Annotated in this window: 24 protein-coding genes; 7 read left to right on the top strand and 17 right to left on the bottom strand. The window is 37.7% G+C overall.

All coding sequences use genetic code 11. The features are described 5' to 3' along the window. The first annotated feature begins 136 nt into the window (after positions 1-136). The 6 genes from G530_RS0111545 (at position 137) to G530_RS17365 (ending at position 4,456) form a co-directional block, all read left to right on the top strand. On the top strand, positions 137-901 hold the full coding sequence (locus G530_RS0111545) for a hypothetical protein (RefSeq protein WP_156888626.1): 765 nt from the start codon (positions 137-139) through the stop codon (positions 899-901). A 10-nt stretch (positions 902-911) separates the two neighbouring features. After that, positions 912-1,343 (top strand): YybH family protein, encoded by a 432-nt coding sequence (locus tag G530_RS0111550; protein ID WP_169514040.1) that lies wholly within the window; start codon positions 912-914, stop codon positions 1,341-1,343. A 104-nt stretch (positions 1,344-1,447) separates the two neighbouring features. Continuing rightward, positions 1,448-2,236 (top strand): hypothetical protein, encoded by a 789-nt coding sequence (locus tag G530_RS16850; RefSeq protein WP_035716255.1) that lies wholly within the window; start codon positions 1,448-1,450, stop codon positions 2,234-2,236. A gap of 5 nt (positions 2,237-2,241) precedes the next feature. Further along, positions 2,242-2,778, top strand: coding sequence for a nuclear transport factor 2 family protein (locus G530_RS0111560; RefSeq protein WP_026934690.1), 537 nt, complete (start codon positions 2,242-2,244; stop codon positions 2,776-2,778). 3 nt (positions 2,779-2,781) lie between these two features. Next, the gene (locus tag G530_RS0111565; protein WP_340139853.1) at positions 2,782-3,729 is read left to right on the top strand and encodes an NAD-dependent epimerase/dehydratase family protein; all 948 of its coding nucleotides are present in this window, start codon (positions 2,782-2,784) and stop codon (positions 3,727-3,729) included. 37 nt (positions 3,730-3,766) lie between these two features. Then, positions 3,767-4,456 (top strand): cupin domain-containing protein, encoded by a 690-nt coding sequence (locus G530_RS17365; RefSeq protein ID WP_051199772.1) that lies wholly within the window; start codon positions 3,767-3,769, stop codon positions 4,454-4,456. A 64-nt stretch (positions 4,457-4,520) separates the two neighbouring features. On the opposite strand, the gene G530_RS0111580 is transcribed toward G530_RS17365, so the two are convergent. The 8 genes from G530_RS0111580 to G530_RS0111615 form a co-directional block, all read right to left on the bottom strand. Next, positions 4,521-4,934, bottom strand: a complete 414-nt coding sequence (locus tag G530_RS0111580; RefSeq protein ID WP_026934692.1) for a YeeE/YedE family protein — start codon at positions 4,932-4,934, stop codon at positions 4,521-4,523. Between the two features lie 3 nt (positions 4,935-4,937). Then, positions 4,938-5,495: a YeeE/YedE family protein gene (locus G530_RS0111585; RefSeq protein ID WP_026934693.1), complete on the bottom strand. Its 558-nt coding sequence runs from the start codon at positions 5,493-5,495 to the stop codon at positions 4,938-4,940. Between the two features lie 64 nt (positions 5,496-5,559). Further along, positions 5,560-6,465: an NAD(P)-dependent oxidoreductase gene (locus G530_RS0111590; protein ID WP_035716313.1), complete on the bottom strand. Its 906-nt coding sequence runs from the start codon at positions 6,463-6,465 to the stop codon at positions 5,560-5,562. Positions 6,466-6,554: 89 nt separating this feature from the next. Further along, complete coding sequence (locus G530_RS0111595) at positions 6,555-8,096, bottom strand: acyl-CoA carboxylase subunit beta (protein ID WP_026934695.1); 1,542 nt, start codon at positions 8,094-8,096, stop codon at positions 6,555-6,557. A 16-nt stretch (positions 8,097-8,112) separates the two neighbouring features. After that, on the bottom strand, positions 8,113-9,555 hold the full coding sequence (gene accC, locus G530_RS0111600) for an acetyl-CoA carboxylase biotin carboxylase subunit (protein ID WP_026934696.1): 1,443 nt from the start codon (positions 9,553-9,555) through the stop codon (positions 8,113-8,115). A 94-nt stretch (positions 9,556-9,649) separates the two neighbouring features. Further along, complete coding sequence (locus G530_RS0111605; protein WP_026934697.1) at positions 9,650-10,135, bottom strand: acyl-CoA carboxylase biotin carboxyl carrier protein subunit; 486 nt, start codon at positions 10,133-10,135, stop codon at positions 9,650-9,652. 279 nt (positions 10,136-10,414) lie between these two features. Continuing rightward, positions 10,415-11,752, bottom strand: coding sequence for an MBL fold metallo-hydrolase (locus G530_RS0111610; protein ID WP_026934698.1), 1,338 nt, complete (start codon positions 11,750-11,752; stop codon positions 10,415-10,417). 13 nt (positions 11,753-11,765) lie between these two features. Then, positions 11,766-12,662, bottom strand: a complete 897-nt coding sequence (locus G530_RS0111615) for a sterol desaturase family protein (RefSeq protein ID WP_026934699.1) — start codon at positions 12,660-12,662, stop codon at positions 11,766-11,768. A gap of 172 nt (positions 12,663-12,834) precedes the next feature. Here G530_RS0111615 and G530_RS16865 point away from each other — a divergent pair, with 172 nt between their 5' ends. Continuing rightward, the gene (locus G530_RS16865; protein ID WP_035716259.1) at positions 12,835-13,833 is read left to right on the top strand and encodes an aldo/keto reductase; all 999 of its coding nucleotides are present in this window, start codon (positions 12,835-12,837) and stop codon (positions 13,831-13,833) included. A gap of 11 nt (positions 13,834-13,844) precedes the next feature. On the opposite strand, the gene G530_RS0111625 is transcribed toward G530_RS16865, so the two are convergent. The 9 genes from G530_RS0111625 to G530_RS0111675 form a co-directional block, all read right to left on the bottom strand. Next, positions 13,845-14,255, bottom strand: a complete 411-nt coding sequence (locus tag G530_RS0111625) for a hypothetical protein (protein WP_026934700.1) — start codon at positions 14,253-14,255, stop codon at positions 13,845-13,847. 156 nt (positions 14,256-14,411) lie between these two features. Beyond that, the gene (locus G530_RS0111630; protein WP_026934701.1) at positions 14,412-15,104 is read right to left on the bottom strand and encodes a nitroreductase family protein; all 693 of its coding nucleotides are present in this window, start codon (positions 15,102-15,104) and stop codon (positions 14,412-14,414) included. Positions 15,105-15,166: 62 nt separating this feature from the next. Next, a complete protein-coding gene (locus G530_RS0111635; protein WP_035716261.1) occupies positions 15,167-16,576 on the bottom strand; it encodes a coniferyl aldehyde dehydrogenase in 1,410 nt (469 codons plus the stop codon). Continuing rightward, positions 16,563-17,384 carry an SDR family oxidoreductase gene (locus tag G530_RS0111640; RefSeq protein WP_026934703.1) on the bottom strand — a complete coding sequence of 274 codons (822 nt, stop codon included), beginning with the start codon at positions 17,382-17,384 and terminating at the stop codon, positions 16,563-16,565. The genes G530_RS0111635 and G530_RS0111640 overlap by 14 nt, the downstream gene beginning before the upstream one ends. Before the next feature lie 99 nt (positions 17,385-17,483). Then, positions 17,484-17,969 carry a DUF2231 domain-containing protein gene (locus G530_RS0111645; RefSeq protein WP_026934704.1) on the bottom strand — a complete coding sequence of 162 codons (486 nt, stop codon included), beginning with the start codon at positions 17,967-17,969 and terminating at the stop codon, positions 17,484-17,486. Between the two features lie 2 nt (positions 17,970-17,971). Continuing rightward, positions 17,972-18,286, bottom strand: coding sequence for a hypothetical protein (locus G530_RS0111650; RefSeq protein WP_026934705.1), 315 nt, complete (start codon positions 18,284-18,286; stop codon positions 17,972-17,974). Between the two features lie 95 nt (positions 18,287-18,381). Further along, positions 18,382-19,422: a cytochrome d ubiquinol oxidase subunit II gene (locus G530_RS0111655; RefSeq protein ID WP_240472153.1), complete on the bottom strand. Its 1,041-nt coding sequence runs from the start codon at positions 19,420-19,422 to the stop codon at positions 18,382-18,384. Further along, the gene (locus G530_RS0111660; protein WP_026934707.1) at positions 19,422-20,723 is read right to left on the bottom strand and encodes a cytochrome ubiquinol oxidase subunit I; all 1,302 of its coding nucleotides are present in this window, start codon (positions 20,721-20,723) and stop codon (positions 19,422-19,424) included. Before G530_RS0111660 ends, G530_RS0111655 begins: the two co-directional genes overlap by 1 nt. Positions 20,724-21,248: 525 nt before the next feature. After that, positions 21,249-22,049, bottom strand: a complete 801-nt coding sequence (locus G530_RS0111675) for a sulfite exporter TauE/SafE family protein (protein ID WP_026934708.1) — start codon at positions 22,047-22,049, stop codon at positions 21,249-21,251. Between the last annotated feature and the right edge of the window lie 49 nt (positions 22,050-22,098).

Raw genomic sequence — 22,098 nt, forward strand, 5'->3', positions numbered from 1 at the left:
TTATATCCTAAAAGTACCGCTTCGGTAAATATAATTACCCTTTCGGAAAATTTTAAAGCCCCTCCATCCTATTCCAGCTTTTTAAGAAAACATTAGTTCCTAAATTCCTTAGCTATAAACCAAAAAATTCAAACAAATGAAATCTATTTACACTGTTTTATCAGCCGTAGTGCTCATATTACTCATGAGTTTTACGACCTGGGCACAAAATGACCGGTACCAATTGTATGTCGTGCATGAAGATCATGTAAAGGACGGAAAAATGGACCAGCACCATAAAGGTGATATGGATATTGTAAAAGCGGCAAAAGATAATAATATGAAAGGGATGAACTGGATCACTTTTGTAGCTGATGATGGCCGGGTTATGTACCTCTCACCTATCAAGAATATGGGAGAGTTAGATAATAATCCTTTTGAGGATTTAGAGAAAAAAATGGGTAAGGAAGAATTCGATAAATTATTCGATTCCTACGATGGAACTTACTCCAAACATGGCGATTACATTTTAAGACTCGACAATGAATTATCTTATATGCCAGATGGAATGACTACTACTCCTGAAGGTGAAAATTACAGAAGACTGGTATTTTATCATATCCCTCCAGAACATGCTGAAAAGGCTGAAGAAATTGCCAGAGAAGCAAAAAAATTATATACCGATAAAAACGCTAAATCTCATTACCGTGTTTATAAAAGCGGATTCGGGAATATGGGAAGTTTCTTCATGGTAGCAGCTTCGGCTAAAAGTGAGCAGGAGATGAATAGTAAAAGGGAAGAAACTAAAAATTTACTAGGTAAAGAAGGTGAAACCTTACGAAAAAAGATAGAAGATACTTTTACCGACATTGAAGTTGTCACCGGGCATATCAAGCCAGAATTATCCTATGTTCAAAATTAAATTCTTCGTTATGAAAAAACTTCTGTTTATGATATTCAGTTTGATAATTTTCACGAGTACCACCTATGGTCAAACCGTATATAAAAGTCTGCAAGATCTAAGAGATGCATATATAGAGGGCTTCAAGAATTCAGATACAGAAGCACTTTTAAAAGTATATTCAGATGATGCAAGCATTCATCACGTAGATGGCTCAATCCTTACTGGAGCAGATGAAATAATGAAACTATACGATGGTTTCTTTAAAGAATCAAAGGGTACTATTGAGTTTAAGAATATTTCTGAAGATCAGCTTTCAGAAGATATTTTCTTTTATCATGACAAAGTCTTTTTAAATATTGAAGGCGAAGAAAACACCCGGGATATAGAAGTTGTAAATATCGCCGAAAGGAGAGATGGGCATTGGAGAGTCATTAAAAGTTATAGGTGGCCAAAGCCATAGTTAATTATCTAATTTCAATTAATCATTAGTCCTGCATTTACTTATTTGAAACCTACAAACGCTGGTATTAATCATAATCACAAATCAATTCTAATTCTTTAATTATGAAATTAATTATTAAAATCACCAGTTTTATTTTTTGTGCATTCCTTTCGGTAAGCCTATGGGCCCAGGAAGGTAAAGCTCAGGCCTTTTGGATACATGAGGACCAGGTTAATCCGTCCATGAGAATGGAGTACGAAAAGGCATCAAAAGATCTTGTTGCAGCCTGTAAGGAAAACAATATTCAAACTATTAACTGGGCAGTAGCTTCCATGGATGATGGAACTTATTTATCCATCACACCAATAGAAAATCTGGCAGATATACAGAACAAGAACTTTGGAGATCTTCAGGAAAAAGTAGGTGAAGAAAAGTTCACTAAAATGTTCGAGAACTTTAATAAATGTTATGATAATCATGGAGATTATGTTGCCTTACTCCTACCGTCTTTATCTTATATGCCAGATGGACTTTCTACAGATACTCCTGGCAAGAATTACAGAGTTTGGCATAGAATGGATGTCTCAGCTGGAAATCTTCAAAAGATAGAAGGGAAAATGAAAGAGCTAAAAGACCTGTTCGCTTCCAAAAAATCAAAAATGCATTATAGAATTTACAGAAGTGGATTTGGTACTATGGGAGATTATTACACGGCAGTCATCTCAGCTAAAGATGCGCTGGAATATGATACTATGTCTAAAGAGAATGATAATCTTTTAGGTGAAGATGGTCAGAAATTATTTGGCGAAGTATTCAAGTATGTGGAAGCATATGATGTTAAACGTGGCGGAATGCGTCCCGAACTTGCCTATCAACCAACAGCTTTATCTAACAACACTGTAAAAGATTAAATATCATGAAAAAGTTAATAATAGTATTCCTTATTTCAGTGATCGCAGTATCCTGTAATGATGGGAAGAAAGAAGATGAGAAAATGAGATATTCTCAGGATTCTGAAGAAATAAATACTTTAAAGGCCGCTATTAGCGATTACGAAAATGGAAACTGGGATGCGATGAAAAAACATTATGCAGATACCGCCCAGATCTTTCATAATAGTAATTCGGGTAAAAATATAAATGAAATTATCCAGGGTCACGAACAGGATTTAACTGATCTTCAAACTTATGGTTTTGTAGATGAAGAAGATGAATATGAAATGGTCCTTACAGACGATGGAAATACCTGGGTAAACTTCTGGGGTGACTGGAAAGCAACCATTTCCGGTGTAGACAAGGAAGTTACCATTCCAATACATTTAACTGCTCAATTTGAGAATGGTAAGATCGTTAGAGAACACGGTTACTGGGATAATGCCATTATGATGGCCGTTATGCAGGAAATGGACTCCAGCATGACCAGCCAGGATTCCATCCAATCACCGGGAAATTAATCCATGAATATGAAAAGTGTAGGGATTACAGGAGGTGCCGGATTTATTGGAAGCTATATCACGAAAAAATTTCTTGATGAAGGGTATAAGGTTAGAGTTTCAGTAACCAATCTTTCTAAAAGTCATAAATACGAACACCTCTTTAATCTGGGCAATGAAGATAATTTATCTATAAAGGAATTAAATGTCCAGGACTTAGATTCCTTGAAAAGTTTTACTAAAGACTGTGACATCATTGTTCATTCTGGGACTCCGTTTAAATTAGGAGTAGAAAACCCTAAACGCGATATTTTTGACCCTACAATAAGGGGAACCGAGAATTTATTGAATATTGCTACAGGTAACAGGAATCTGGAGAAGCTAGTCTTTGTTGCATCTGTAGCGGCATATAATACTGCCTTTCCTTATCCTGTTAGCGGCAGAGATCCAGATCATTTATATACTGAAGAGGATAAGCCGCATCTGGATGAGGCTCATATCCCCTATGCCCAGGCTAAGTATTATGCAGATCAAACCGTGAGAAAATTTATAAACGAAAATCCAGAAATTAGCACTGAGATCGTTACGGTTTCTCCAGTAGCAGTAATGGGAAGTCCTCTTTCTAACAGGGAAGATTCAACTTCTGTTGGATTACAAATACTTTTCAAGGCGAAGAAAGCCAGTGATCCTTTTATGCAGACCTTATTTAATGAAGATATTGAATTCGCTCTGGTAGATGTAGAAGACGTTGCCGAAGGAGTTTTTAGAGCGGTTACTATTAAAGGTAACCATGGGAAGAACTATCTCTTTACCAGTGAAAGCTGGAAAATATCAGATATTTCAAGGATGCTAAACGGGGAACAACCTAAAGGAGATTGCCGAATTGTTTACAGTAATAACCTGGCACAGGAAGACCTGGGCATGAACTTCAAACCTATTAAAGAGCCGCTAAACCATTTTCATGTGAGCTAAAATATCAACTAATTCAACTAACTAATTATTTTACATTATGAAGACATTTAACCAAATAATAAAAAGATCACTCATCCTCTTTCTTCTGCTTCCTTTTATAAATCTAAATGCACAGGATGCGGCGAAAATAGATCCTGCTCATTACAATGTAGAAGTAGATAATGATAAAGTTAGGGTATTACGTATAAAATACGGACCCGGAGAGGAGTCAAAAATGCACACTCATCCTGAGGGAGTAGCCGTTTTCCTTACAGATCATATAGCTGAAATGAAAACGGGAGATGGTAAGAATATGGAAATGACCGGTAACGCCGGTGATGTATTATGGGTAGATCAATCTAAACATCAACCTAAGAATACGGGAAATAAACCTTTTGAAGTAATTCAGATCGAACTAAAGAATAGCACAACGGCCGCCGGCAAAAAGAGTCTTCATCTTTTTGAACTCCCTGAAGGAGTAAGTGAAAAGCAGCTAAATGATTTTCTTAAAGAGATGAATAAAGCGATAAGCGATGAAGGTTATCCAGAGGCAGGATATCATTTATATAAGATAACTGATAACAATGATGAGTACAAATACTTTATGGAAGGAGTTTGGCCAGATTCAGCTACTTATGATATAATCCATAATTCTGCCAAATGGAAAGCAGCAGCAGAAAAAGGTAAAGACATAGTAGATAAGATCCGGGCTCAGGAATTATACCTGAAGGCAGAAAGAGTAAAATAAGCTTTATACCGGAAAAAATAATAAACGGTTATTGAATTCACACGCAATAACCGTTTTTATATTTTTAATGCGGCAACTTATTACGGAAGATTCCATAGACAAACGTTCCTAACACTGCTGCCAGAAAAACCACGATCACAGAAACATATCCTGCACCAATTAAGGTGTAAATTGGTCCCGGGCAGGCACCGGCTAAAGCCCATCCAAGTCCGAATATAATTCCGCCAAACATATACCGGCTAAAACTTTTATCCTTTGGTACAAACTGGATCTCCTCGCCGTTGAGATCTTTCATTTTTTTCCGCTTTATCAGCTGAATTCCAAGAACACCAATGACCAAAGCCGAACCGATAATTCCGTACATATGAAAGGCCTGGAACTGGAACATCTCGTAGATCCTGAACCAGGAAGCTGCTTCAGACTTAAACATTACGATTCCGAAAAATATACCTATAACTAAATATCCTATAAATCTCATTTTCTAAAAAATTAGGGGAAATAATAAATGAACCATTACAAGGCCACCAATGAAAAATCCTACTACGGCAATAAGCGATGGTAATTGTAAATTACTCAAGCCTGAGATCGCATGACCAGAAGTACATCCTCCAGCCCATCTCGCTCCAAAACCTATTAAAAAACCACCAATTATAAGGATGCTTAAAGCCTTCCAATCGGTAAGTGCTTCCAGGCTATATAGTTCGTCTGGAAGATAGGCTTCTCCTGAACTTTCAAATCCCAGACCCTGTAAAGTTGATACTGTTTCTGGATTTATCGCTACTGCAGGATCTGCCGTCAATAAATTCATGGCGATAAAACCACCTATAGCTGCACCAATAACAACTGTAAGATTCCATTTCTGGGCGCGCCAGTTAAAATCAAAAAAGCTTGCCTTACTATCTGCTCCACACATGGTGCAAAGCGTTCTTAGATTCGAGGACATCCCAAATTGTTTTCCCATGAAAATGAGGAGAAACATTATTAAGGCTATTAAAGGCCCGGCAACATACCAGGGCCATGGTTGTAATATATATTCCATATTATTTTTTATTCAGGTGCAAAGGAACAATAAGGAGAGTGGGAATTCAGTAACAATAGTTACATTAATTCTCTTTACAGTAAGTTTGAATATTATCAAGCACCTTTTTTGAAAGCCTTTTTAAAGTTTGAGCTGACCATCCGGCGCTGGCATCCAATGCTATAACATTGCTAATTTCCAGGGTTTCCTTAGATAATTCTTTTTTCCCATCACCGTCAAAGATCGCGAAATTACCTTCATTTCGTATCCATTTACTAAAGGCTTTTTCATCAAAAGGAAGACCTAGTGAAGTATTGATAAGTATCTTGCCATTTCCAAATTGAGAAATCTCCTTCTCTCCTATTGGTTGTGCATTCTTTGGAAGGTGAAAAGAAACTGCCTCACAGGTTTTTAGTAGATCCTTTAAATTGAGATATTTTACTCCTTTATCTTCCCAATCAGGTTTACGGGTATTGCTATAATAATAAAGGTCTGCACCAAATGGAAGCAAACACCTGGCAAGTAGCTTCCCCGTAACACCTAACCCAATTATTCCAATTTTAAGGTCGGTTAGTTCCTGAGGCATTTCTTTCCATTGCATTCCTTTATAACCATTCAGCAATTGAATGAGTTCTGAAATAATGAATTCTGCCACTCCAGGGTCACCGTAATCTTTAATTCCTTTTACGGTAATGCCATTTTCTCGAGCATATTTTACAGCTACATTCGCCGATTCATCATCGTAAAGACTACAGGCCATTCCGATATATTTTATCCTGGGACAAGCCTCGATGATCTCCTCATCTAATTCAGTATGCCATGATACTATCACGGCTTCAGCGTCACCGATGCGTTCAATGACCTCATCTTTAGATTCAGGATAATCTGTATATACCTTTACCTCAGCTTCACTTAGATCCTGTAATTCTGATATCGCAGTATCATTCAGTTTGGTATTATCTACACAGACAATTTTATTGAATTGAATCATATTTAAAGATTTCATATGCTGAAAATCAATTCAGCAAGACGAATTTAATTTAATTGAAAAAGGCCGGAATAAATTCCGGCCTTTTAATTTTATAACGGAATATTTCCGTGTTTCCTGTTAGGTCGCAGAACATGTTTGTTCTCCAGCGCACTAAAAGCTTTTATTAATTTTCTTCGCGTATCCTTCGGCATGATAACCTCATCAATGAAACCACGTTGAGCAGCTTCAAACGGAGTGGCAAATTTTTCAGCATATTCTGCTTCTTTTTCTGCCAGTTTCTTTTCAGGATCTGCTGCTTCAGCGATCTCTTTTCTGAAGATTATTTCTGAAGCTCCCTTAGCTCCCATCACTGCAATTTCAGCAGTTGGCCATGCATAATTAAGATCGGCGCCAATATGCTTGGAGTTCATTACGTCATAAGCTCCTCCATAGGCTTTTCTGGTGATCACCGTAACTTTCGGAACCGTTGCCTCACTTAATGCGTAAAGCAGCTTAGCACCGTGTAAAATGATCCCATTCCACTCCTGATCTGTCCCAGGAAGAAATCCAGGCACATCTACAAGTACAAGAAGCGGAATATTAAAGCAGTCACAGAATCTGGTAAATCTTGCCGCTTTTTTAGAGGAATCCACATCAAGAACTCCGGCAAGACTCATTGGTTGATTGGCGATCACTCCAACACTTCTTCCCCCAATTCTTGAAAAACCAACTATAATATTATCGGCGTAGTTCTTATGTACTTCAAAAAAAGAGTCCTCATCGATAATTCCTTTTATCACCTCATGCATGTCATAAGGCTTGTTAGAACTATCAGGTACTATATTCTCGAGAACTTCGCGGTGTTCGTCACCTAATTCAAAATCCAGTTTTTCCGGCGGAGTTTGATTATTCTGAGGCATATAGCTTATTAACTGCTTAATATTCTCTAAACAGATAATATCGTTGGCTGCAGTGAAATGCGTAACCCCAGACTTTGTTGAATGCGTACTTGCTCCCCCAAGCTCTTCTGAAGTTACATTTTCATTAGTCACCGTTTTAACCACATTTGGTCCGGTAACGAACATATAAGAAGTATCCTCTACCATCAGCGTAAAATCTGTCATGGCCGGAGAATACACTGCACCACCGGCACAAGGTCCCATAATTGCTGAAATTTGAGGAATTACCCCCGAAGCTTTTACATTGCGATGAAAAATATCAGCGTAGCCACCAAGAGATTTTACACCCTCCTGGATACGGGCACCTCCTGAATCATTCAGTCCTATCATTGGTGCTCCAACCTTAACGGCCATGTCCATGACTTTACAGATCTTTTCGGCATGGGTTTCTGAAAGTGATCCACCAAAAACGGTGAAATCCTGGGCGAAAACATAAACCAGTCTGCCATTAATAGTTCCATAACCGGTTATTACACCGTCTCCATAGAACTTTTGTTTTTCCATCCCGAAATCGGTCGTTCGGTGCGTTACCAGAATTCCTATTTCTTCAAATGAATTTTCATCCAACAGGTATTCTACACGCTCACGAGCAGTAAGTTTCTTCTTTTCATGCTGTTTGGCAATTCGTTTTTCGCCTCCACCTTTATGGGCTTCAGCGATCTTATCTTTTAATTTATCGAGGTTCTGACTCATCTCTAAATTCTGAATTTTAGTTGTGTGGTAATCTTAGTTGCTCCTTATCTTTCATATACTGCTTCAATGCCATAAGGGCCGCCAGCTTTGCTTCTTCTTCGGTCTCTTCTTTCAATGCTTCCGGAGAATAATATTTCTTTACAAAGTGAGTGTCGAAATTTCCGCTTTTGAAAGCTTCATGCTGAAATACAAATTTTCCGAAAGGTAAAGTCGTACTTACGCCTTCTACGATATAATGATCTATAGCCTTGATCATCATCTGTATCGATTCTTCCCTGGTTTTTCCGTAAGTGATTAGTTTCGCTAACATAGGATCATAATAGATAGGCACTTCCATACCTTCTTCAAATCCGTTATCCAGTCTGATTCCTTCACCAACCGGAATTGCATATTTTTCCAGGGTTCCGGTACTCGGCATAAAATCTTCCAGTGGATCTTCAGCGTATACACGAAGTTCCATTGCGTGACCTTTGATCTTTAGATCTTCCTGAGAAAATTGAAGTTTCTCTCCTCTGGCTACCAAAATTTGTTGTTCCACAAGGTCAACTCCGGTGATATATTCGGTTACTGGATGCTCTACCTGAAGTCTGGTATTCATTTCCAGGAAATAGAAATTCCTGTTTTCATCAAATAAAAACTCAACCGTTCCTGCACCAACATAATCACATGCTTTAGCAACTTTAACTGCTGCTTCTCCCATTTCCTTTCTCAAGGCATCATCCAGAACAACAGATGGAGCCTCCTCCACTACTTTCTGGTGTCTACGTTGAATGCTACATTCTCTTTCGAATAAATGCACATAATTTCCATGAGTATCGGCCAGTACCTGGATCTCGATATGTCGCGGAGATGACACATATTTTTCAATGAACACAGATCCATCCCCAAAAGCAGATTCAGCTTCGCTAATTGCCCGCTTCATCTGGTCTTCCAGTTCCTTTTCCTGCTCCACGACACGCATTCCTTTTCCCCCACCACCGGCAGAAGCTTTAATCAATATTGGGAACCCTATCTCCTTAGCTATTTTCTTTGCTTTTTCAGTATCGGTGATCGCTTCATCAATTCCGGGAACCATCGGGATATCATAAGCCTTCACCGCATCTTTGGCCGCAAGCTTACTTCCCATTACTTTTATAGCTTTAGACCCTGGACCAATCCAGGTAATTCCATTCTTTTCAACAGATTCAGCGAAACCGGCGTTTTCACTAAGGAAACCATAACCGGGATGAATTCCGTCTACATTTAATTCTTTCGCTACCTCTATGATCTTATCGCCTTTAAGGTAAGATTCGCTGGACGGTGCCTCTCCTATACAAACAGCTTCATCTGCAAATTTCACGTGAGGGGCATTTCTATCGGCAGTAGAATAAACTGCTACCGTATCTATTCCCATACGTTTTACAGTTTTCATCACCCTTAATGCGATCTCTCCTCTATTGGCTACTAATATTTTTTTCATATTTCTTTTTTAACAAGACCTCTCGACCAGGCTCGAGGTGACTTCTCATTAATTTGTTAATTCTAAATTCGTAATTCCAGATTCTGAACCCGAATTATTCCATTTCTATTAATAGCTGATTCTTTTCTACCGTATCGCTTTTTGCAACAGTTACAGACTTTACCACTCCATCGCGAGGAGCCGTTAAAGTATTTTCCATCTTCATCGCTTCCAGAACCAGTAAATAATCACCTTCTTTCACCTCATCACCTTCCTTAACATTCACTTCCAGAATAAGACCCGGCATTGGTGCTTTAATATCATTGACCTGCTGAGAAGTTCCTAAGGAAAGTCCCATATCCTCGATTAATTGATCCAGGTCATTATTGATCTTAACTGAATAAATGTTAGAATTGATCTTAATCTCATAAGTTCTGTTTAGAAAATCAGATTTAAAGACCTCAGCCTTGTAAGACCTATTTTCCCTGAGTAAATGATAGTTTCTATCTGAAGTTTTCTGAGTATCCAGTGCCTTAATCTCCTCTTCTGAAAATTCATATTTCAGGGAGTTGTTCACTTTAACCTTGTAGTTCTTATCCATAAAAAGGTTTATGTATAGTTATTTTTTTGACGTCGGAGCGTAAATATAGAAAAATTAAGGTGTATCAACTGTTGAAGAAATCTCAAAATCCTCATAAATATCACTGTGATTTAGTGAAATGATTGGAGCAGTCACAATATACATATAGCTCTTGAAGTTGAGATCTTTTGCTTAACACGCGATGACTTCAAAATGTTATATTCCTTCTTTCTAATACGACATAAAAAAACCCGGAATAATATTCCGGGTCATTTGTAGGTAAACTTAAGTCGGGGAACTTTACTTAAATTCCTTAATAGCTTCACTTAGATCATAAACCTTGGTATTCTCAAACTTATTATCCAGAATACTACTTCCGGCCGCAGATCTATATCCACCGGCACAATGAACTACTACCGGTTTGTGAGAAGGAATCTCGGTAGCATTTTCCCTTAGTTCATTTAAAGGAACAGCGATGGCATCTTCAAAGATCTTTCCATCTGCTACTTCGCTATTATTCCTAATATCTACAATAGTATAATTCTCTTTATTATTTTTGAAATCTTCCAGGTCAAAGTCATCAGATTTTTTAGAAACTTCAGATCCTAATGTAACCACAGCCTTAACCTGTTTCTCATACCCAATCTTCGCAGTTCTTTCTAATAGTTCTTCCAGATCATCAACACTGTTCAAAACCAGGTAAAACTGTTCCTCAGGCTTAATTATTGCTCCTAACCAGGTTTCGTATTTATCACCTTCAGAACGGGCCATGATATTAATACTGTTTGGAAGGTGTCCGGCTTTAAAAGCGTCTCCATCTCTAGTATCCACCACGGTAATTTCTTTTTCAACCTTGCCAACATTCAGCATAAGCTTGTTAGCCCATTTTGTACGCTGTACATTTTCAGGTCCGGTTTTATTAATATCTACATTAAACCCGAAGTAATGAGGAATAAAAGGCTGATCTTTTAAGATCTCTTCTACGAACTCATCCTCTGTTTGCTCTTTAAAGGCCCAGTTTCCCTGGCGTTCGTTTCCAAGTGTGCTTGAAGAAGCGTCACTCATATTCTTACCACACAATGATCCAGCACCATGTGCAGGATATACTAATGCATCATCTGGCAGATCTGTGAACTTATTTTTTATGGTATCATACATTTGTTTGGCAAGATCTATTCTCTTCGCCTTCATGTTTCCAGCTTTTTCACGAAGATCTGGTCTTCCAACATTTCCAATAAAAAGGGTGTCTCCTGTAAACAAGGCCGTTTCTTCTCCGTCTTTGGCCACAATCGTAATACTATCTGGAGAATGCCCAGGAGTATTTATAGCTTTAAATTCTACCGCTCCCATCTTCAAAGAATCTCCATCATCAAAAGACTTATGCGGATAATCTGCTCCTACCATTTCACTAGCATAGATAGTTGCTCCGGCTTCTTCATGAATCTGCAAATGACTACTTACAAAATCTGCATGAGGATGCGTTTCAAATACCGCAACGATCTTAGCATTCTGTTCTTCAGCATATCTATAATAGTCCATAGGATTTCTCGAAGGATCTACTAAGGCCATTTTTCCGTCGCTAACAATAGCATATGAATAATGTGCAAGCGGACTATCTTTGAATTGTTTTATAGTCATATTATTATGATTTTTAAATGTTATTCGATTTTACTTTCTCTTTTCTTCGGAAAGGAAACAGGGTTTGATTTCCAAAATCTTCAGGGAAATCTTCATCTCCACTGAAACCTAATTCTATTTTCTTACCGTTTTCAGGCACATAGGCAGTTCCAAAAATATAATCCCAGAGACTTAGACTCAGTCCGAAATTCATTCCGTAAGGCCGGTCTTCCGGTAACTCTTTTGAGTGATGCCAGATGTGCATTTTAGGGTTATTAAAAATATATCCCAGGAGACCGTAGTTCCAACCAACATTTGCATGATTTAAATGTCCTACGAACACAGCAAACATATGAACTAAAAAAAACTCTTTTATCCCGAACCCGATCATTGCTAAGGGAATATACTGCACCGTTTTATAAATAATAGTTTCCATAAAATGAAACCTGAATTGAGCAGCAAACCCCATTTCTTTCACGCTATGATGTATCTTATGAAACTCCCATAGACTTGCTCTCTTATGTAATTGTCTATGTACATTCCATTGTATGAAATCTGCCAGCACAAACATGATCAATAACTGGCTCCATGCAGGAAGATTCCCTAACTCTATGGCAACTATATTCTCTATCCCGAAAAGCCGTAAAAAGTCATATAATAACTCTACAGCCACGTTACTCAAAGCATTATAGACAATTAATGAAAACAGGAAAAAATTGAAAACTATATAAAAGCTATCCAGCCAGAAACCTTTACGAAAAACTTTCTGATCTTTTCTCCATGGAATAACGATCTCCAGGATCCATACCAACAGCGACAATCCAATAAGCCAATAGAAATAACTCGTCCATGTTGGATGGGTTATTTCGTTTACGAGATAATTAAAATATCCCGTAAATGAATTCTGGATTATATCAATATACTTTTCCAAGCGTTTTTAAATTCTGGAACAAAAATATAAATATCGAGGCGCTAAGGCAGTAACTTTTGTTACAGAAATACTTAAAATGTATTAACACCCGAAAACCTTTTCTGTTAGAGTTGGTTAAATGCATTTCTAAAACAAGTTGTTCTCTTTAAATTTAGGTATTAAAATTTAAGTTATGGGTAGAGAAGTTATAAAAGAAAAATTAGGACTCGGCGGTGTTGCCATTGGAAATGGCTTTAAAGTATTAAGTGATATAGAAGCCGAGAAAACATTAAAAGCAGCATGGGATGCAGGAATAAGATATTATGATACCTCTCCCTGGTATGGCCTGGGATTAAGCGAGAGAAGGTTTGGTCATTTTCTTCATAATAAAAAGAAGGATGATTATATTCTGACTACCAAAGTTGGGAGAGTGTTATCTGCTACTAAAAATATTCCTGAAACTATGTGGAATGAGCCGGCTCCATTTGATTATAAATATGATTATTCAGCTAAAGCCGTTAGAAGGTCTATTGAAGATAGTCTACAAAGACTGGGAATTGAAAGTATAGATTATGTATTTATTCATGATCTTTCTCCAGACCACAATGATGAATATAAAGACGGTACCACATGGTTAGATCATTTTGAAGTTGCCAGGAAAGGCGCTATGCCTGAACTTACAAAAATGAGAGAAGAAGGTCTTATCAAAGGATGGGGACTTGGTGTGAATACTATAGAACCAATAGTAAAAACCCTGGAAGAAACAGATGCTGATCCTGACATATTTCTATCGGCAATTCAATATTCCCTGGTAGATCACAAGAAATCCCTGGATGAATTATTTCCTTCTATAGAAAAGCACAATGTAGGATTAATCGCTGCAGCTCCTTTTAATGCAGGACTACTTTCAGGCCAGGGCCGTTATAACTATTCCGGAGATATGCCTGAAGAGAAGGTGAAAAGGTTAAATGGAATTAAAGAGATCGCTAAAAAGCATAACGTAGATCTTAGTACGGCCTCGCTTCAGTTCTCTTATGCCCCTAAGATCGTTAATACTGTTCTTGCCGGTGCCAGTAAACCGGAGCAGGTACAGGAAAATGCGAAAGCCTTTGATATTAAGATCCCATCTCAATTCTGGGAAGATCTAAAAAAGGAAAAACTTATCGATGAACGCGCTGAAGTCCCGGAATAGTGGTTCGTGAATTACCTTTCAAATAATCTTAGATACTGGTTGCGGCCAAAACTGAGGAAATAAAATAGATATCCAAAGAGTATCATTAATGCCGTAGCCAGGATAAGGTTATTATTATGAAATTTAAAATATATACCGAAGTATAACAATGCGATAAAAATTGCAAGTGGCAGAAGATATTTTGAAAATAAGAAGCCTTTTACTTCAAACCTCTTAGTTTCTCCTTTTTCCAATTTAAAGGATACTGGCTTACTTCCATACCTCCCTAATTTGGCAATTAGTTGATAATTTCCTTCCGGAATTTCAAATTTCAAAGTTTGTTTATCTTTTAATTCGGCAAATTTAATTCCATTCATATATAGATCGAAAGATCTGTATCTATTAGCCCATTCAGAATTTCTCGTAATTAATAACTTCGGCATTTTTTATTTTATAACTAGCTGTGTAACAAATGTTACAAAAAATATTTATTCTAAATGATATCTTACAGGCGTTAAGCAGGTTATATGTTTTTTTGACCTCGAATAATGTTTTTTCATAATAATCAAAGTACCGGTCTCACCCTACAGAGGCCGGTACTATTTTTTATAGAAATCACTAATCTCCTCCAGCTTTTTTCTAGCTATATCTGGCACAAAAGCATCTTCTGCTGCATAGCCTACAGGTAATAGTAGAAAAGCCCTTTCATTTTTAGGTCTGTTCAGAATTTCAGAAAGAAAATTCATAGGACTTGGTGTATGTGTTAATGTAACCAGCCCGGCATTATGGATAGCTGAAATTAGCATTCCGCAGGCGATCCCCACAGATTCGTTCACATAATAATTATTCTGTTTTTCACCCGCATCATCGATTTCATAAACCTCCTTAAAAACTATAATTAACCAGGGAGCGATTTCCAGGAATTCTTTATTAGTATCGGTTCCCAATGGAGCAAGGTCCTTTAACCAGCGTTCGCTCATCCTGCTATTATAGTTTTCCTGCTCCTCTTTTTCTGCTGCCTCTCTAATCTTAGATTTTAATTCTGAATTGGAAACCGCACAAAATTTCCAGGGCTGTTTGTGAGCACCAGAAGGCGCCGTTCCTGCAGCTTTAATAATATTCTCGATAACTTCAACGGGAATCATACTATTAGAAAAGTGTCTTACAGATCTGCGGGAATCCAGAGAATTGTAGTATTCCATAGACTTCATTTTCATTTCATCATCTGTAAAATGATCACCTTCATAGGCTATATGCCTGTAGCCATTGATAATCTTTGTCTTTCCGGCCATATGATATTTAATTCAAATTTATTAAAACAGAAATATAAATACTTTGCACGGAAATACTAAGATTAAACCTTACTAAACCTCCCTATTATATTTATTAGTTTCTTTTTAAGGTCTGTAAAAGGTGGGTGTAGAAAGTCTGTAGTGGCAAATTTCCTTTGATGCATTACCGCTCTTTTTTTGGAAAAGGTCTTAAAACCGTCATAACCATGATAATGCCCCATCCCGCTAGCTCCTACTCCTCCAAAGGGAAGGTTGTGCTGTCCCAGGTGATATATGGTATCATTAACTGTAACTCCTCCCGATAAGGTATTTTTAAGTAACCAATCAATTCTTCTTTTCTTCTCATCAAAATAATACAGCGCCAGAGGTTTAGCATTATTATTCACATAATCTACAGCTTCTTCTACAGTTTCTAAATTAAGTACAGGTAAAATTGGTCCGAAGATCTCCTCTTGCATAAGATCCATATCAGAACTTACATTAAAAACCAGTTTTGGATTCATTCTATTAGCAGTATCTGCTACATCTCTATCACCCAACTCAATGACCCTTGCTCCTTTTTCTTCGGCATCTTTTAAAAGAGCCTGTAATCTTTCAAAATGTCCCGAATTAATAATTTGGGTATACTGTTCATTCCTCTGGATCCCGGGATAGAGTTTTTCAACTGCTAATTGAGCTTCCTTTCTAAATTCTTCATTGAGTGACTCCGGCATTACCACATAGTCTGGAGCCACACAGGTTTGACCAGCATTAAACAATTTACCGGCCATAATTCTTTTCACTGCCCTTTTTACGGAATAGGAATTATGAATTATAGCAGGAGATTTCCCTCCTAATTCCAGAGTTACTGGAGTTAGATTAGGTGCTGCGGAAGCCATGACCATTTTCCCAACTCGTGTAGACCCGGTGAAAAATAGATGATCGAATGGCAATGATGAAAAATCTTTCGCGAGTTCACTATCACCAGTCACACAATGAATATAATCTGCTGAAAAATTAGTATTGATGATCTCTTTGATCACCTCTGCTGAAGTAGGTGCGATCTCAGATGGTTTCAATATTGCATGATTTCCAGCAGCGATGGCATCGACCAGTGGACTGAGAGTAAGCAAAATTTGATAGTTCCATGCCCCCATGATCCCTACCGAGCCTAAAGGTTGAAATTGATAATATGCTGAACTTGGCAGCAAAAACCAGGAACTGGGCACATATCTCCTCTTCATCCAACTCCTAAGATTCTTAACTGCATGTCTAATCTCATCCTGAAGCGGAAAGATCTCAAGGAAGAGGGTTTCCTCCCTGGCTCTTAAACCAAAATCCTTGTAGACAGCTTCAATTAGTCGGTATTTATTTTCTTCAATTATATCTGAAAGCTTTTTAAGGCTCTTTATTCTTTTCTCGTATTCGGGAGGAGATTTCTGGAAGGCCAGTTTTTGATTATGGAGTAAATTTGAAAGTTCAGATTTTGTCATAGTTCCTTCCTTTAAAATGATCCATAATGTGATATATACCGAAGATTTTTCCAATAAAAAAATCCATGAATCGCTTTGGCAAAATTCCTTTTATAAATGGTAACGTATATATGATCCAGGGAGTTCGCAAGATGATCTTTTCTTTTTCTATAGCTCTAATAATTTTTTGAGCTACCCTCTCAGGCTTCAATATGGGAATAATTGGGGACCTTACCCCTTTAAACATTCCGGTATCTATATAATAGGGGGTTACGGTAAGTACTTTCACTCCGGTCTTTTCCTGCTCCATTTCTATTCTTAAAGAATCAGACCACCCGGTCATAGCCCATTTGCTAGCGCAATAGACAGACATTCTGGGATTAGAGAGCATACTGGCAGCAGACGAAATATTCACAATATGTCCAGACCTTCTTTTGATCATTGAAGGCAGAATTATCGAAGTAAGTTTCATAGGTGCTATGGAGTTCACCTGCATATTATTATCAATATCCTTAAAAGAATGATCGGCAAAATTCTTACCTGTTACGATCCCGGCATTATTAATAAGGAAATCTACTTCCAGATTTGCAGCATCAATCTTAGAAATGGCATTTTCAAGATCTACCTCACTGGTTATATCTGTAGTAATAGTCAACACAGCACATTTTGCAGAATGCAGTTTATCTTTCACTTTTTGCAGAGCGGTGTCGTTTATATCTAAAATAATAAGATTTGAGGCTCCTTTTTGAATAGATATTTCTGCCATCAGGAGTCCAATTCCAGATGCTCCCCCGGTGATAAGTACGGTTTTATCTTTAAAATTCGTCAATGTGATTTATTAGGCTGAACCTTAAAAATAGGATAATAAAGGTTTAAATGGAAAACTTCACTTTAAACTTATAGTAAAAGACCGGGATTTTAAATAATATCAATTGAATTCAGCGCAGTCTTCTGTAGGGATATTTACGCCGGCAGCCTGTTGATATACCAGTTCTGCTCCTAGATGACCAACATACGCCAGAGTAACAGATCCAGAGAACATTAATAGAACTAGTACCACAGATACAATTCTAGTTTTTATGAGGTCTATATACCTGGTTAAAAGCTCAAGAATTAGTGCGATAGAAAATAACCAGGCTGTGGTATAGGCGAAATTCTCATGCTCTTTGAGAACGGTAGGATCGCATAATTGACGGGATACAATTCCATCTGCAAGATTACCAGTATAAATAGAGATCCATACACCAATTACGCCCAGTATTAATAAAAACCTGCCTCCATGATCCCAGGTGATCTTTGAAGACCAGAGTGCGATGAATTTAAAAAGCGTTGCAAGTAACAGTAGAACGATCGGAAAATGAACGGACAGAGGATGAAACACCTCTGTCCGCCAAAAATCTGGTAATTGATCCATTATTATTCCATAATTTTAACAGAAACGGGATCTAATCTTTTTCCGTTTTTCTCCACTTCTACCTCAACTTTCTGTCCTTCTTCAAGCTCAGAAAATTCAACTTCACTTCCATTTCTGGTAAGGCTGGTAGTTTCAGTAAAATAAAGTTCCAGCGTTTTATCATCGCTGGTAGTAACATAGATCTCAGTTTTATCTGCTTCAACCTCTTTTACAGTTCCCTGGTAAGTTCCAGATTCTACAACATCTGTACTTTCACCACAGGCTATAAAAAAAAGTATACTGCTAAAAAAAAGTCCTTTTAAAATAGATGATCTCATATTGCTTATGATTTAAGTTTATTTTCAAAATCCAAATTACCTAAAATTGAACCTATAGCAAAGCTTAAGAAGAATTTTATAATTTCTTTGGTATATCAATCATCTTCCCCGGTGATATTTTTAGGAATACTTATCATATTAAAAGACTTCATAAGATGAAAAAGTCCCGGAAGAATAATACCTCCTCCAATAATTAAAGAGATCCCTAAAACCCTTATTACTGAATCTGGAGCAGTTTCGTCCATCATATTAATATCGCCGGTACTGGTAATTATCAAATTAGGAAAATGGGTATTTACAGCCGCAAAAATCACTAATAAGACCTGAAACCCGGCATAAAACCTGGTTAGTAAACTATGCTGCTCTTTAATAGCTTTCCATAAAGGGATCAATATTAAGGCAGAAAGACTTACCGCGCTTAATGAATAAGCATTAGATAAGAAGTCCTGAACAAAGACCATTTTATTCCACAACCCATACGCCAGGAGTAATCCTCCCATAATTACTAGCACGATAGTGAAAATCGCAGATTTTTTACTATATAATTTTCTTATTTCTCCAGTTGTTTCTCCTATAAGTAAGGTTGAAGCAAGGAAAGCGCATAAAGAAGCGTAGAACAAGCCGGTAAGAATTGTAAATACATTAAGCCAGGGAAACATAAAAATTTCGGCAAACGAAGTTTCAGAATAATCCTCTGTTATTACAATTTTACCGCTTACTAAGGTTCCGAAGCACATTCCAAGGAAAATGGGAGTTATTAGACTGGAAAACCTGAACATGCGGTTATACCAAACCTGGGAAGCTCCTACTACTGCATCATAATGCCTGAATATAAAGGCTACTCCACGTATGGTAATACCCAGCAATACCAGGGTAAGAGGAATATGCAGGTAAATTATAATAATATTGAAATAAACCGGAAAGGCGATCCAAAGGATCACGATAAGTATAATTAACCATATATGATTGGCCTCCCAGACCGGCCCCATTACTTTATATATGGTATCCCGGTTAAGCTGACGATCGTTCCGTGAAGAAAAAAGCTCCACGATACCAGCACCAAAATCGGCACCTCCCAGTAGAACATAAAGGAAAAGCGAAAAGAAAGTAAAAAACAGCACTACGTATAGCATCATTATCCTATTGATTTATTAAGAACTTTTATTTGCCTTTTCATAAGCCAGGTTACGGTCACCGCCAGGATGATGTATACAGCAACGTAAAGGAAAAAACTATATTTCATCCCCGGCATTGGCGTCACTGCCTCTGAGGTTCTCATAATATTATAAACGATCCAGGGTTGACGTCCCACTTCGGTCACCACCCAACCGGCTTCAACCGCTACAAAGCCAAGCGGACTTAAAATGGCAAAAAGCCACCAGTATTTTCGATTATTCAGCCAGCTCTTCTTCTTGAGACTAATAAAGAAGATCAAAGCTGCAATCATCATCAAAGTACCAATTCCCACCATGGTCTGGAAGGCATAGTGCACGATAGCTACGGGCGGCAAATCATTTTCAGGGAAGTCATTCAGGCCTTTTACTTCAGCATCAAAATCTCCAAATGCGAGAAAAGAAAGAGCCTTTGGGATTTCAATTTTATGAGTAACTTCTTTATTCTCTTCATCTACAATACCACCAATATACAGAGGGGCGCCTTTTTTAGTTTCGTAATGAGCCTCCATAGCCGCTAGTTTTACCGGTTGTCTCTCGGCAATATCTTTTGCTGAAAGATCACCACTTAAAGGTTGGAGTAAGGCGGCAACAGCACCAAAAAATATAGCTATTTTAAATGCTTCCTTATGCAGCTCGGGTCTCTTGTTCCTTAATATCTGAAAAGCATGAATACCGGCTACAGCAAAACCTGTGGCGGCAAAAGCGGCAAGAGTCATATGTAGTGCCTGGGTAAACCAGGCATCATTTAAAAAGGCCGCGACGGGATCTATATTAACAAAATTCCCGTCTATCACATCAAATCCAGTTGGGGAATTCATCCACGCATTTGCCGAGACCACCAGGATCCCAGATGCTACGCCAGAAATTCCTATAATAATTCCGGTGATCCAGTGAAAAGTTTCTGGTAGCTTGTTCCATCCATAGAGATAAAAGCCGAGGGCAATTGCTTCTACAAAGAACGCAGCTCCTTCTAAAGAGAAAGGCATACCAATTACGGGTCCTGCATGTTTCATGAATTCTGGCCAGAGCATCCCCAATTCAAATGAAAGTGCTGTACCAGAAACTGCCCCGGTAACAAAGAATATAGCCACACCCTTTTGCCAGGCTTTAGTAAGTTTTAGGTAGACAGGCTTGCGGGTATTCAACCATTTTTTATGGGATACTACCATAAAAAAAGGCATTACCATGCCTATACACGCAAAAATAATATGAAATCCAAGGGTAAATGCCATTTGAAGTCTGGCGTAATCGAGGTTTTCCATCAAGGAAGTTTTTCTAAAGTAAGGTTGGGAAAATCCCTAAAATCATTTAATCTTTCGATAAATAAAATTAAGAAATTTAAGCAGGTCAACATGGCTTAACTGCACCTATTTTCTAAAGTTTTAGGTAATATTAAGAAGTGTGAATAATGTTGGAGAAAACATTGAATAAGAAAGAAAAATATCCGGATATAGAACAGAATAACCATTCTAAAAGAAATCCTTTAACTGAAGATCTCCATCAGGGAGAAGGTTTTTAATCGGTTGCAACGCGGAGTTTGCGTGCACTTGTTTCCCCCCAAACCATAACTCCTGAAAAACATTGTCCATATATCCGGATAGAATATATAATTCAATCTAACCCACTTACAATCACGAAAAGCAGGTATACTATCTACTAAAATAAATCAGGCGGGGGGAATATGGGAATAATTCAATTTTCGGTTTAATAAAATTACACTATTTCAATGAGTTAACGCTGAAAATCAATTGATTTGCCTAACGATTAGATAGTGTTTTAACAAAAATTTAATATAATTCACTCCAAATAATATAGATTCCCATTAATAATACGAACCAACCGAAACCTTTTTTAAGCTTCTTGCCATTGACGAAGTTATTAAGATAAACCCCTAGCCAGATTCCAGCTATAGATATTCCGGTAAATATTAATAAAAATACCCAATCGATATCCATATTTTCAACATCTCCTATAAAACCTATGAGTGATTTAACTGCGATGATCAATAAGGAAGTAGCTACCGCCTTTTTCATAGGTAATTTGGCCATAAGGACCAGCGCAGGTATAATAAGGAAGCCTCCACCGGCACCAACAATACCTGTGAGTAAACCAACAACAACACCCTCAAGAATTATCAAAGGATAATTATAAGTTACTTTTTCCTCCTCTACGTTTCTGCCATTATCCTTTTCTCGTATCATAGAAATAGATGCAATTACCATAATTATGGCAAAAAAGAGCATGATCCCTATATTTTTGGTGACAGTAAAATCAAAAACCGTAAATATTTCAGCAGGAATTGCAGGCACAAGAAATTTCCTGGTGAGATAAACGGCGACAAAAGCCGGAATAGCAAAAACTATGGCTGTTCTAAAATCGATAAGTTTCTTTGGAATATTCCGCAGGGCTCCAACTAAAGAAGAGGTCCCTACCACAAACAGAGAATAAGCAGTTGCTGTAACTGGATTTATAGCCATTAAGTAAACCAGGACAGGTACCGTTAGAATAGAACCTCCACCTCCAATTAAACCCAGGACAACTCCTATTATAAGTGCTCCAAAGTATCCCAGTATTTCAAGTATTTCCATATCGATAATTTAATTCGGGGCAAAAGTACCGTCAATGTTCGGTCTGGGC

Origin of the sequence: Christiangramia echinicola DSM 19838, from assembly GCF_000423065.1 — a bacterium.
In the GTDB taxonomy this organism is placed as follows: domain Bacteria; phylum Bacteroidota; class Bacteroidia; order Flavobacteriales; family Flavobacteriaceae; genus Christiangramia; species Christiangramia echinicola.

Coding starts and splice junctions, on each gene's coding strand:
- G530_RS0111610 (WP_026934698.1), bottom strand. CDS start 11,752: ATGACTATAAAACAATTCAAAGATAGTCCGCTTGCACATTATTCATAT.
- G530_RS16865 (WP_035716259.1), top strand. CDS start 12,835: ATGGGTAGAGAAGTTATAAAAGAAAAATTAGGACTCGGCGGTGTTGCC.
- G530_RS0111630 (WP_026934701.1), bottom strand. CDS start 15,104: ATGGCCGGAAAGACAAAGATTATCAATGGCTACAGGCATATAGCCTAT.
- G530_RS0111675 (WP_026934708.1), bottom strand. CDS start 22,049: ATGGAAATACTTGAAATACTGGGATACTTTGGAGCACTTATAATAGGA.
- G530_RS0111625 (WP_026934700.1), bottom strand. CDS start 14,255: ATGCCGAAGTTATTAATTACGAGAAATTCTGAATGGGCTAATAGATAC.
- G530_RS0111560 (WP_026934690.1), top strand. CDS start 2,242: ATGAAAAAGTTAATAATAGTATTCCTTATTTCAGTGATCGCAGTATCC.
- G530_RS0111660 (WP_026934707.1), bottom strand. CDS start 20,723: ATGGAAAACCTCGATTACGCCAGACTTCAAATGGCATTTACCCTTGGA.
- G530_RS0111545 (WP_156888626.1), top strand. CDS start 137: ATGAAATCTATTTACACTGTTTTATCAGCCGTAGTGCTCATATTACTC.
- G530_RS0111605 (WP_026934697.1), bottom strand. CDS start 10,135: ATGGATAAGAACTACAAGGTTAAAGTGAACAACTCCCTGAAATATGAA.
- G530_RS0111595 (WP_026934695.1), bottom strand. CDS start 8,096: ATGAGTCAGAACCTCGATAAATTAAAAGATAAGATCGCTGAAGCCCAT.
- G530_RS0111565 (WP_340139853.1), top strand. CDS start 2,782: ATGAATATGAAAAGTGTAGGGATTACAGGAGGTGCCGGATTTATTGGA.
- G530_RS0111590 (WP_035716313.1), bottom strand. CDS start 6,465: ATGATTCAATTCAATAAAATTGTCTGTGTAGATAATACCAAACTGAAT.
- G530_RS0111645 (WP_026934704.1), bottom strand. CDS start 17,969: ATGGATCAATTACCAGATTTTTGGCGGACAGAGGTGTTTCATCCTCTG.
- G530_RS0111650 (WP_026934705.1), bottom strand. CDS start 18,286: ATGAGATCATCTATTTTAAAAGGACTTTTTTTTAGCAGTATACTTTTT.
- G530_RS17365 (WP_051199772.1), top strand. CDS start 3,767: ATGAAGACATTTAACCAAATAATAAAAAGATCACTCATCCTCTTTCTT.
- G530_RS0111585 (WP_026934693.1), bottom strand. CDS start 5,495: ATGGAATATATATTACAACCATGGCCCTGGTATGTTGCCGGGCCTTTA.
- G530_RS0111580 (WP_026934692.1), bottom strand. CDS start 4,934: ATGAGATTTATAGGATATTTAGTTATAGGTATATTTTTCGGAATCGTA.
- G530_RS0111635 (WP_035716261.1), bottom strand. CDS start 16,576: ATGACAAAATCTGAACTTTCAAATTTACTCCATAATCAAAAACTGGCC.
- G530_RS0111655 (WP_240472153.1), bottom strand. CDS start 19,422: ATGATGCTATACGTAGTGCTGTTTTTTACTTTCTTTTCGCTTTTCCTT.
- G530_RS16850 (WP_035716255.1), top strand. CDS start 1,448: ATGAAATTAATTATTAAAATCACCAGTTTTATTTTTTGTGCATTCCTT.
- accC (WP_026934696.1), bottom strand. CDS start 9,555: ATGAAAAAAATATTAGTAGCCAATAGAGGAGAGATCGCATTAAGGGTG.
- G530_RS0111550 (WP_169514040.1), top strand. CDS start 912: ATGAAAAAACTTCTGTTTATGATATTCAGTTTGATAATTTTCACGAGT.